10 protein-coding genes are annotated in these 11,120 nt (G+C 70.8%); 6 read left to right on the forward strand and 4 right to left on the reverse strand.

What is annotated here, in order from left to right; translation table 11 throughout:
- Positions 1-8: 8 nt before the first annotated feature.
- From AB0259_RS01715 to AB0259_RS01725, 3 genes are read right to left on the reverse strand one after another with little or no spacing between them, the layout of a single operon-like run.
- Positions 9-1,652 carry a DNA repair helicase XPB gene (locus tag AB0259_RS01715; RefSeq protein WP_366221039.1) on the reverse strand — a complete coding sequence of 548 codons (1,644 nt, stop codon included), beginning with the start codon at positions 1,650-1,652 and terminating at the stop codon, positions 9-11.
- 27 nt (positions 1,653-1,679) lie between these two features.
- Entirely contained in the window at positions 1,680-3,386 is a 1,707-nt protein-coding gene (locus AB0259_RS01720; RefSeq protein ID WP_366221038.1) for a helicase-associated domain-containing protein, read from the reverse strand.
- Position 3,387: 1 nt separating this feature from the next.
- Complete coding sequence (locus AB0259_RS01725; protein ID WP_251579398.1) at positions 3,388-3,666, reverse strand: multidrug ABC transporter ATPase; 279 nt, start codon at positions 3,664-3,666, stop codon at positions 3,388-3,390.
- 107 nt (positions 3,667-3,773) lie between these two features.
- Here AB0259_RS01725 and AB0259_RS01730 point away from each other — a divergent pair, with 107 nt between their 5' ends.
- Complete coding sequence (locus AB0259_RS01730) at positions 3,774-4,157, forward strand: cold shock domain-containing protein (protein WP_251579400.1); 384 nt, start codon at positions 3,774-3,776, stop codon at positions 4,155-4,157.
- Entirely contained in the window at positions 4,141-5,028 is an 888-nt protein-coding gene (locus tag AB0259_RS01735; protein WP_366221036.1) for a DUF3027 domain-containing protein, read from the forward strand. The genes AB0259_RS01730 and AB0259_RS01735 overlap by 17 nt, the downstream gene beginning before the upstream one ends.
- Positions 5,029-5,099: 71 nt before the next feature.
- Here the strand turns inward: AB0259_RS01735 and serC are convergent, their stop codons facing one another.
- On the reverse strand, positions 5,100-6,218 hold the full coding sequence (serC, locus tag AB0259_RS01740) for a phosphoserine transaminase (RefSeq protein ID WP_251579401.1): 1,119 nt from the start codon (positions 6,216-6,218) through the stop codon (positions 5,100-5,102).
- A 108-nt stretch (positions 6,219-6,326) separates the two neighbouring features.
- Here serC and AB0259_RS01745 point away from each other — a divergent pair, with 108 nt between their 5' ends.
- The 4 genes from AB0259_RS01745 to AB0259_RS01760 all read left to right on the forward strand — a co-directional run bounded on the left by AB0259_RS01745 (position 6,327) and on the right by AB0259_RS01760 (position 11,067).
- The gene (locus tag AB0259_RS01745) at positions 6,327-7,031 is read left to right on the forward strand and encodes a metal-dependent transcriptional regulator (protein ID WP_251579403.1); all 705 of its coding nucleotides are present in this window, start codon (positions 6,327-6,329) and stop codon (positions 7,029-7,031) included.
- A 220-nt stretch (positions 7,032-7,251) separates the two neighbouring features.
- Positions 7,252-8,124, forward strand: coding sequence for a M23 family metallopeptidase (locus tag AB0259_RS01750; RefSeq protein WP_251579405.1), 873 nt, complete (start codon positions 7,252-7,254; stop codon positions 8,122-8,124).
- A gap of 306 nt (positions 8,125-8,430) precedes the next feature.
- Positions 8,431-8,928 carry an HNH endonuclease gene (locus tag AB0259_RS01755; RefSeq protein WP_251579408.1) on the forward strand — a complete coding sequence of 166 codons (498 nt, stop codon included), beginning with the start codon at positions 8,431-8,433 and terminating at the stop codon, positions 8,926-8,928.
- 114 nt (positions 8,929-9,042) lie between these two features.
- A complete protein-coding gene (locus tag AB0259_RS01760; protein WP_366221414.1) occupies positions 9,043-11,067 on the forward strand; it encodes a heavy metal translocating P-type ATPase in 2,025 nt (674 codons plus the stop codon).
- Positions 11,068-11,120 lie beyond the last annotated feature (53 nt).

Consider the following 11,120-nt stretch of genomic DNA (forward strand, 5'->3'; position numbering starts at 1 on the left):
CGCGTCGCTCAGGCGGCGCGCAGGTCGTCGGCGTCGAGGATCGTGTAGCTGTAGCCCTGCTCGGCGAGGAACCGCTGGCGGTTCTGCGCAAAGTCCTGGTCGACGGTGTCGCGGGCGATGAGCGTGTAGAAGCTCGCCTTGTGCCCGTTGGACTTCGGCCGCAGCAGACGGCCGAGGCGCTGCGCCTCCTCCTGGCGTGACCCGAAGGAGCCCGACACCTGGATCGCGACGGACGCGTCCGGCAGGTCGATCGAGAAGTTGGCGACCTTCGAGACGACGAGCACCGGGATGCGGGCATGCCGGAACGCGTCGAACAGCTCCTCGCGCTCGTCGACCGGGGTCGAACCCGTGATCTTCGGCGCACCGAGCTCCTCGGAGAGCACGTCGATCTGGTCGAGGTACTGCCCGATCACGAGGATCTGCTCGCCCTCGTGCTTGGCGACGAGGTCGCGGACGACGTCGATCTTGGCGTGCGCCGTCGCCGCGAGCCGGTAGCGCTCGTCGTCGGCGGAGGCGGCGTACTCGAGCCGGTCGGATGCCGGCAGGTCGATGCGCACCTCGTAGCAGACCGCGGGGGAGATGAAGCCCTGCGCCTCGATCTCCTTCCACGGTGCGTCGAACCGCTTGGGGCCGATGAGGCTGAACACGTCGCCCTCACGGCCGTCCTCGCGCACGAGGGTCGCGGTGAGGCCGAGCCGGCGTCGCGCCTGCAGATCGGCGGTGAGCTTGAAGACGGGCGCGGGGAGCAGATGCACCTCGTCGTAGACGATCAGCCCCCAGTCGAGCGCGTCGAGCAGCGCGAGGTGCGCGTACTCGCCTTTCCGCTTCGCCGTGAGGATCTGGTAGGTGGCGATGGTGACCGGCTTGACCTCCTTGGACTGACCGGAGTACTCGCCGATCTCCTCGGGGGTCAGGGACGTGCGCTTGAGCAGCTCGTCGCGCCACTGGCGTGCGCTGACGGTGTTGGTCACGAGGATGAGGGTCGTCGTCTTCGTGTCGGCCATCGCCGCCGCGCCGACGAGCGTCTTGCCCGCGCCGCAGGGGAGCACGACGACTCCCGATCCGCCCTCGCTGAAGATGTCGACGGCCTTGCGCTGGTAGGGGCGCAGCGTCCAGCCGTCCTCGTGGAGCTCGATCTCGTGCGGGGTGCCGGGCGTGAACCCGGCGTGGTCCTCGGCGGGCCAGCCGATCTTCAGCAGCTCCTGCTTGATCTGGCCGCGCGCCCACGCGTCGATGACGTAGGTGTCGGGGGTCGGATGCGCGATGAGAAGCGGCTGGATGCGGCGGTTCCGCGCGATCTCGGCGAGCACCGCCTTGTCGGTCGAGCGCAGGATGAGTGTGCCTTCGTCGTCGCGCTCGATGACCAGGCGGCCGTAGCGGCCGACGGTCTCGCGGATGTCGATGGACACCGACGGCGGTACGGGGAACTTCGCCCAGCGCTCCAGGGTCGCCAGCATGTCCTCGGCGTCATGCCCGGCGGCACGCGCGTTCCACAACCCGAGCCGCGTCACGCGGTAGGTGTGGATGTGTTCGGGGGCGCGCTCGAGCTCGGCGAAGATCGCGAGCTCGTGGCGCGCGTTCTCCGCGTCGGGGTGCGCCACTTCGAGCAGCACAGTGCGGTCGCTCTGGACGATGAGGGGGCCGTCAGCCATAACCGGCAAGTCTACCGGCCGCGCCGATCAGACCGGGCGGACGCTGACGATGCTCGACAGCGGCAGGGTGCGTTCGACGTCGGCGGCGCGGTCGCGGCCGCGCAGACGGCCTCCGCCCAGCCCCGCCGCTTCGAGGGTGACGTCGCGCGAGGAGCCGTCGGGCATGCGTACGGTGATCTCGATCGTCGCCCGGGTGCGGACGGCCTGATCGAGCTCGCGTTCGAGCCAGGCGGCATCCGCATCCTCCGACAGGCTCGCCCGCAGCTTCTCGATGAGGGTGCGGTAGCGCTCGGATGCCGGGGGTTCCGGCGCGGCACGGTCGCCGGTCTCGTGCCGATCGGGGGTTCGGGGTACGCCGTCGGCGTCCACCGCGAGCACGGAGTAACGGGCGTCGGCGAGCATGCGGAACGTCGTCTCGGGGCTGATGCGGGTCACGAGGTCGTCGCCGTCGGATACGAGCCCGAGCGGGCGAAGGGCCTGGTCGACGCCTATTGCCTCGAGCAGGTCGGCGTCGCCGGACACGCGCGTCCATCCCTGCCAGTCGGGCCCGACGCGCAGTCGACCGTGCCGCGCGGCGGCCCGCTCGATCTCGTAGGCCAGCGGCTGCGGGACGCCGGTGAGCGACAGGGTGTTCAGGAACTCGGTGAGGGATGCCGCGGTCTCCCCGGCGGCGAAGGCGGCGCCGATCGTCTCGGCCGTGAACCGGTAGGTCGCCGCCTGGGCGCGCGATTCCCGACGCGCCGTGGTGCGCAGGCGCTGATCGAGCCGCGGCTCCAGCGGACCGGGGGCGATCGCAGTGAGGTCGTTCTGCAGGTATACCTTGTCGACCTCGTGGGGCAGGAGCGAACGCAGGGTGCCGGTGTCGGCATCCGCCCCGCGTGCGAGCCCTGCGGCCCACCCGGGCGGCGTGCCGTCGGGGGCGGTCATCGCCCACTGCGTGAGCAGAGCGGCCAGTCGTGTCACCCGATCGGGCCAGGCCGGATCGTACGGGTGGGCGCCGGGCCATTCGGCGGCTGGGCGCCAGCCGCCCTCGAGCGTGCGCAGCGCGCGGGGGAGCCGCTCCCGCAGGCGGTGAGCGACCTCGAGCCACCGCTCGAGGGTGCGCGTCCCGAGCCACCGCATCCCGGCGTCGGAGACCGCCCACGTCCGCTCCGATCCCGACAGCAGTCCCGCCTGCGCGGCGATCGCGACGAGCGTGTCGGCGTCCTCCGGGGTCTGTGCCGCGCCGGTCTCGACGAGGCGCCGACGGTCGCCCGCGCTGAGCGCACCGGAACCGATGCGCCCGAGCGGTGTCCGGGCGGTGGCGTGGAGGATGTCGGCGAGGGATGCGACGGCGTCGAATGCCCGCTCGGCGCTCGCGGCATCCGACTCGGCTCTGCCGGCGAAAACCGCGGGTGCCACCACCGGCGTCGCGGCGGCCAACCCGGTTGCGACCGCGTCATATGGGCGGCCGTCGGCGTCGGCGAGGGCGCGAGCGACGAGGCCGTCGCGGACGGAGGGCGTGACCGCGGTGCCCTCCGTGATCGCGGCGCGGAGGGCGGTCGCCTCGAGATCGGAAAGATCCGCGAGGGCACGGTTCAGCTGTGCGGGGTCCAGCAGTGCGTCAGCGGCATCGAAGAAGTCGGTCCACGATGTGCCGGGCGAGATGTGCCGGGCGTCGAAGAGAGCGGCGAGGGCATCCGGGTCGAGCGTCGCGAGGCGGGTCGCGAGGGCACGAGCGTCGGAGGCGGTCACGTCAACGGCCCTTGTTCGCCCGTCCCCGTCGTACGAAGGTCATGATCAGCAGCGCCAGGAGGAGCGCGAAGGCCACCGGCGGGGCGACGTACACGATCAGCGTCACGACGGGCCACATCCCCGTTGCGAAGTCGGCCTGCTCCAGGCCGCCCGGACCGGACGCGATGATGATCGAGAAGAAGCAGATGACCGAGAGCACCAGCAGACCCAGGGACATGAACGCCAGGATGCGGTCGATGCGACGGACGGGAAGGTCGCCGGCCGAGGGCGGAGTGGTCATCCGATCAGAGTAGCGGCTCGCCGGGGTGCCGTAGTCTGGTGGCTGGGGCTGAGACGGTCCCACTTTTCCATGCCCGCGTGCGGGCTCGAGCAGCGAGGTTTCGACACATGCCCACCGGCAAGGTCAGGTTCTACGACGAGGCCAAGGGATTCGGCTTCATCACCGGCGACGACGGTCAGGACGTCTTCCTGCACGCGACGGCGCTCCCCGCGGGGACCACGACGATGAAGCCCGGCACGCGCCTGGAGTTCGGCGTCGCCGACGGCCGCCGCGGCCTGCAGGCGCTCGCCGTCCGCGTGCTCGACGCCCCCGTCAGCCTCAGCAAGCGCAACCGTCCGAAGGCCGACGACATGGCCGTGATCGTCGAGGACCTCGTGAAGCTCCTCGACGGCATCGGCGGGGATCTGCGCCACGGCCGCTACCCGAGCACGTCGCACGGCAAGAAGGTCGCGGCGATCCTGCGCAAGGTTGCCGATGACCTCGACGCCTGAGCACCCCGACCAGCCTGAGCAGCCCGAGGTCGCCGAGCGGTCGGAGGTCGCCGAGCAGTCGGAGGTCGCCGAGCAGCCCGAGGCCGCCGAGCAGCCGGACGTCGCCGAGCAGTCGGAGGTCGCCGAGCAGTCGGAGGTCGCCGAGCAGTCGGAGGTCGCCGAGCAGCCGGAGGTCGCCGAGCAGCCCGAGGCCGATCCGGCTCCGGAGGTCGAGGAGCCGGTGACGGAAAAGCCCGTCGTCGTCGACCCGCGCCTGTTCGACGCACATGACCTGGCACGGGCGGCGCTGCTCGAGGTGACTCCGGAGTCGACGATCGGCGAGGCCGCCGGCTACGTCGTCGAGGACGGCGGTGTCGTCTCGTTGCGGTTCGCGAACCGCATGGACGGCTACCCCGGGTGGTTCTGGACGGTCAGCGTGGCTGTCGTCGAGGGCGCCGACCCGACGGTCCTCGAGGTGGAGCTCCTCCCCGGCGACGGCGCGCTGCTGGCGCCCGAGTGGCTGCCGTGGGCGGAACGTCTCGCCGAGTACCAGGCGGCTCAGGCCGCCGCCGGCGAGGACGACGACTCCGACGAGGACGACGCGTCCGACGAGGACGAGGACGATGTCGAGGACGGCGACGACATCGATGACGCGGCCGACTTCGACAGCGACGGATCCCCGATCCTGCACGCGGGAGACGTCGACGGTGTGGACATCGACGAACTCGACGACACCGCAGCTGCAGACGACGACGATGAGTCGGACGACGATGACGAACAGTCCGACGACGAGGATGACGAAGAGTCCGAGGTTGAGGACGACGAGTCTGACGACGAGGACGACGAGTCCGACGACGACGAGGATTCGCGGGAGTCGCTGCGCGAGTACTGACGCGCAGCATCCGCTCTCACACGGACGCGCCCCCGGGGATCTCTCCTCGGGGGCGCGTTCGTCTGCGGAGGTCAGTCGGCGAGGTGCTCGACGGTGTAGTCGATGGCCCCGATGAGCGTGCGGACGTCCGACGGCTCGATCGAGACGAAAGTCGCCACACGCAGCTGGTTGCGACCGAGCTTGCGATACGGCTCCGTGTCGACGATGCCGTTGGCGCGCAGGCTCTTCGCGATCGCAGCCGCGTCGATGGACTCGTCGAAGTCGATCGTGACGACGACGGGGGAGCGGTCCGCAGGGTTCTGGACGAACGGGGTCGCGAAGGATGCGGCATCCGCCCAGGCGTAGAGCGCACCGGACGACTCCGCCGTGCGGGCGCCCGCCCACGCGAGACCGCCGTTCCCGTTGATCCACTGCAGCTGCGTGTCCAGGAGCTGCAGGGTCGCGATCGCGGGGGTGTTGAGGGTCTGCTGCAGGCGCGAGTTGTCGAGCGCGTTCTTGAGGCTCAGGAACTCGGGGATGTAGCGACCGGATGCCGAGACCCGCTCGATCCGCTCGATGGCCGCCGGCGACACCGCGGCGTACCAGAGGCCGCCGTCGGAACCGAGGTTCTTCTGCGGGGCGAAGTAGTAGACGTCCGTCTCGGTCACGTCGAAGTCGATGCCGCCGGCAGCGCTCGTCGCGTCGACGACGGTCAGCGCACCGGCGTCGCCGTGGACGCGGGAGATCGCCGTCGCGACACCGGTCGAGGTCTCGTTGTGCGGCCAGGCGTAGACGTCGACACCCTCGACCGCCTCCGGTGCGACGCTCGTGCCGGGCTCCGCCTTGCGGACATCCGGTGCCTCGAGCCACGGCGCGCCGGCGGCGGCGGCGAACTTGCCGCCGAACTCGCCGAAGACGAGGTTCTGCGCGCGCTTCTCGATGAGCCCGAACGCCGCGGCGTCCCAGAACGCGGTCGAGCCGCCGTTGCCGAGGATGATCTCGTAGCCGTCGGGAAGGCGGAGGAGTTCGGCGAGACCGGAGCGCGTGCGGCCGACGAGATCCTTGACGGGAGCCTGGCGGTGGGAGGTGCCGAAGAGGGTCGCGCCCTGCGTGACGAGCGCCTCGAGCTGCTCGGCACGGACCTTGGACGGACCGCAGCCGAAGCGGCCGTCGACGGGCAGGAACTCGGGGGGCAGGGTCACAGTCGCCATGCCGAGAAGTCTAGGGCGCCCGCCTCGGCCGCCCCGGCCCCGTGACGCCGCGTGACCCGATGCCGGATAGGCTGGGAACGCACTGTCTCCCGCGCGAAAAGGCCTCTGATGACCGACCTCATCGACACCACCGAGATGTATCTGCGCACGATCCTCGAACTCGAGGAGGAGGGCATCACGCCCCTCCGCGCCCGCATCTCGGAGCGCCTCGGGCACTCGGGCCCGACGGTGTCGCAGACGATCGGCCGGATGGAGCGCGACGGTCTCGTCGTGGTCTCGGAGGACCGCAAACTCGAGCTCACCGACCCGGGCCGTCAGAAGGCCGTCGACGTGATGCGCAAGCACCGTCTCGCCGAGCGACTGCTCTCGGACGTCATCGGTCTCGACTGGGCGTACGTCCACGAGGAGGCCTGCCGCTGGGAGCACGTCATGAGCGAGCTCGTCGAGCGCCGACTGATCGAGCTGCTCGACCATCCGACCGAGTCGCCCTACGGCAACCCGATCCCGGGACTCGACCAGCTGGGCGACGTTCCCGCGAACACGTTCGACAGCGGGGTCGTGGGTCTGGTCCGCCGGCTTACGGATGCCGGTGGCCCCCTCACGGGCAGCGTCCGTCGTCTCGCCGAGCCGATCCAGGTCGACCCCGAGCTGCTCGCGCAGCTGCGCGACGCGGGCGTCGTGCCCGGCCGATCGGGCTCGTTCCGCTTCAACGAGGGCTACGTGCTCGTCGAGATGGACGGTGCCGACGACGCCCTCGAGCTGCCCGTCGAGGTCGCCTCGCACATCTTCCTCGTCGACGTCCGCGAGCTCTGAGCCGGTCTGCCGGTTACCGGGTTCAGAGCCCGGAGCGTGACTTATTCGTTACCTTCGGGTAGCCTCGGAGGGTCCATCGGCGAGAAGCCCGCCACGGACCGCTTCGCGAGTTGCCTCTCCGGCTCGTCATTCGCGAAGTGCCCCGTACATCTGTGCCCGACACTGAGTGCCGACGAGCCAGCATCCTGCCAGCAGGGATGCGGAGGCGCCGGAGGACAGCTTGGCTGAAGAGTTCCACCCGTCGAACGAGATTTCTGAGGCGTCGACGGCCCCCCGTAAAGGTCGTCTGAGCCGCCGGGTCGCTGCGAAAGCGCCCGCGACCCGTTCGACCGCCGCTCGTCCGCACCCCGTCCGCAGCTTCGTCACCGTCGCCGCCGTCGCGGGAATGGTCGCGACGGTCGCCATCCCCGCCTTCGCGGCGGCCGACCGCGGCGATGTCGCCGAGGCGCGGACGCTGCAGCAGGTCTCCGCCGACGATGCGCAGTCGCTCGTCGTCGCCTCGGAGGGCAGCCCCGAGACCCTCGAGCGCGGCGGGTACTCCGCCACGACGCCCGAGGAGATCGCGGCGGCGAAGGCGAAGAAGGCGGCGGAGGAGGCGGCGAAGGCCGCGCTCGCCGCCCGCCTCGCCGCGGCTTCCAGCGCGTCGAGCTCGAGCTCGCGGTCGTCGAGCTTCTCGTCCGCCGTACCGCTCGTCGCGCCGGGCTCGGGCACCGTCCGTCGCCCGCTCGCGCACTTCAACAACTTCGGCCGTCCGTACGCGGGCCACAAGGGCACCGACTACATGGTCGGCCGCGGCGAGCCGATCTACGCGGTCGCCGACGGCACCGTGGTGGCCTCGTCCGAGTCCGGACCGGGCTGGGGTGTGTACGTGAAGATCGCCCACAACATCGGTGGGACGAGCGTCACGTCGCTCTACGCGCACATGGACTGGGGCACGCGACGCGTCTCGGTGGGCGACAGGGTCTCGGCCGGGCAGCTGATCGGTCAGGTCGGTGACACCGGCCGTGCCAACGGCACCCACCTGCACCTCGAGATCCGCGTCAACAACGGCTACACCAACGCCGAGTCGTGGCTGCAGGCCAACGCCGGCTGACGACACACGGCATCCGTTCGTCTGCTGTTCGCCCTCGGGCATCCCGGGGTGTATTACCCTGACCCCGACGCTCGTTCGAGCCGAGGGGAGCCGCATGGACATCCAACCCCGCATTCGCAACCGGAATGCGCTAGGTCGGCATGTGCTGCGGCATCGTGTGCACGATTGCCACGACGTCGGTCGTGCGATGAAGGCGCTGTCATCATGACAGCGCCTTTTTTCGTGCCCGCATCCCTCTCGACCCGTGCCGCGTCGACACAACGGAAGGCCGCTGAAGCCGTCACGGCAGTTCGAGAGGACACCCACATGCGCACTCTGGTGCTGAACGCAGGTTACGAACCCCTGGCCGTCGTCTCCTTCAAACGAGCTCTCGTGCTCGTCATGACGGAGAAGGCCACCATCATCGAGCGCGTCGAGGAGGACCCCGTCTGGGGCACCCGCGACGTCTACGACCGTCCGGCCGTCATCGTGCTGACGCGGTACGTGCGCATCCCCGCCGGGCGCCGCGTGCCCGTCACGCGCCGAGGTGTCCTTCGCCGCGACGGGAACCGGTGCGCGTACTGCGGGAAGAGCGCGACGACGATCGATCACGTTCTCCCCCGATCGCGCGGGGGAGCGGACTCGTGGGAGAACCTCGTCGCGGCATGCCTCCGGTGCAACAACGTGAAGGGCGACCGGACGCCTCAGGAGATGCACTGGGAGCTGCGGTGGATCCCGTCCGCCCCACGCGGCGCCGGATGGCGCGTGCGGGGGACCGAGCGCACCGACCCGGCGTGGGAGCCCTACCTGGCGCTCGCCGCGTAGGCGGTTCGGTCGGAATACTCGTGGGCGGCTCGCGTTGGGCCGTATATACCCCCAGGGGGTATAAGCGAGAGGAGTGACATGCACGCGGAACACGAGATGCACTCCGGGCACGACATGCACGCGGGTCACGATGTCCACTCCGGGCATCAGGCCCATGACATGCACGGCGGGCACGGTGACCACGTCGGGCAGTTCCGGCGGCTGTTCTGGATCAACCTCCTGATCGCGGTCCCGGTGGTCGTGACGTCCCCGATGTTCGCGATGATCCTCGGCTACGACGTGACGGGGTGGATGCGGTGGGTCGCCCCGGTGCTCGGAACCGTCATGTTCGTGTGGGGCGGGCGTCCGTTCCTGACCGGCGCTGTCGCGGAGCTGCGACGCCGCTCGCCGGGGATGATGCTCCTCATCGCCCTCGCGATCACCGTCGCGTTCCTCGCATCGTGGGGGGCGAGCCTCGGCATCCTGCATCACGAGCTCGAGTTCTGGTGGGAGCTCGCGCTGCTCATCGTCATCATGCTGCTCGGACACTGGATCGAGATGCGCTCGATCGCGCAGACCAGCTCGGCCCTCGACTCGCTCGCCGCGCTCCTGCCCGACGAGGCGGAGCGCGTCGAGGGCGATGCGGTCGTCACCGTCGCCCCGAGTGAGCTGCGGGTCGGCGACGTCGTCGTCGTGCGCCCTGGCGGCAGCGTCCCCGCGGACGGCCGCGTCGTGGACGGACGCGCCGAGATGGACGAGTCGATGATCACGGGCGAGTCCCGCCCCGTCGCGCGCGGAGAGGGCGACGCCGTCACCGCCGGCACCGTCGCGACCGACTCCGGACTGCGCGTCGAGGTCACGGCGACCGGGGACGACACGGCGCTCGCCGGCATCCGTCGCCTCGTCAGTGACGCGCAGAACTCGTCGTCGCGGGCGCAGCGCATCGCCGATCGCGCCGCGGCGCTGCTGTTCTGGTTCGCGCTCGGTGCGGCCGTCGTGACGGCGCTCGTCTGGAGTCTCATCGGGATGCCGGACGAGGCCGTCGTGCGGACGATCACCGTCCTCGTCATCGCCTGCCCGCACGCGCTGGGCCTGGCGATCCCGCTCGTCGTGTCGATCGCGACCGAGCGCGCGGCCCGGGGAGGCGTGCTCGTGACCGACCGGCCGGCCCTCGAGGCGATGCGGACGGTCGACACGGTGCTGTTCGACAAGACCGGGACCCTCACGAAGGGCGAGCCGGTCGTCGCGAAGGTCGCGGCATCCGCTCACCTCGGTGAGGCCGAGGTGCTCGCCCTCGCCGCGGCGGCGGAGGCGGACAGCGAGCACCCGCTGGCGCGCGCGATCGTGCGCGCCGCGGGGGAGCGTGGGCTGGGCGTGCCGGCGGCGACGGGCTTCTCGTCGTCGCCCGCGGTAGGGGTGACGGCATCCGTCGAGGGCGCGTCGGTGCGGGTCGGCGGTCCGCGCCTGCTCGAGGAGATCGGCGCGGGCGAGGTGGATGCCGCCGAGGCATGGCGGGCGGATGGGGCGATCATCCTGCACGTCGTGCGCGACGGCGAGGTCGTGGGCGGGCTGAAGCTCGCGGACGAGGTGCGGCCCGAGTCGCGTGCGGCCGTCGACGCGCTGCATCGCATGGGCGTGCAGGTGGTCATGATCACGGGCGACGCCGAGGCGGTCGCGCGGTCGGTGGGTGACGAGCTCGGGATCGATCGGGTGTTCGCGCAGGTGCGTCCCGAGGACAAGTCCGACGCGGTCGCCGCCCTCCAGGCGGAGGGGCGGAAGGTCGCGATGGTCGGCGACGGTGTCAACGACGCACCTGCGCTGGCGCGCGCCGACGTCGGGATCGCGATCGGCGCGGGGACCGATGTCGCGATCGCCTCGGCGGGTGTCGTGCTGGCGGGGTCGGATCCTCGCAGCGTGGTGTCGGTGATCGCGCTGTCGCGCCGGTCATATCGCAAGATGCAGCAGAACCTGTGGTGGGCGGCGGGGTACAACCTGCTGTCGGTGCCCCTCGCGGCGGGTGTCCTCGCGCCGATCGGGTTCGTGCTGCCGATGTCGGTGGGCGCGATCCTCATGTCGCTGTCGACGGTGGTCGTCGCGCTCAACGCGCAGCTGCTGCGACGGATGGACCTGCGGCCGGAGGTCAGCGTCCGCGAGGTGTGAGGCGGGGGTGGTGTGAGCGGGAGGCGATGTCGGGGGCCGTGCGTATCTTCGAA

Origin of the sequence: Microbacterium sp. NPDC080005, from assembly GCF_040702445.1 — a bacterium.
Classification (GTDB): Bacteria; Actinomycetota; Actinomycetes; order Actinomycetales; family Microbacteriaceae; genus Microbacterium; species Microbacterium oleivorans_D.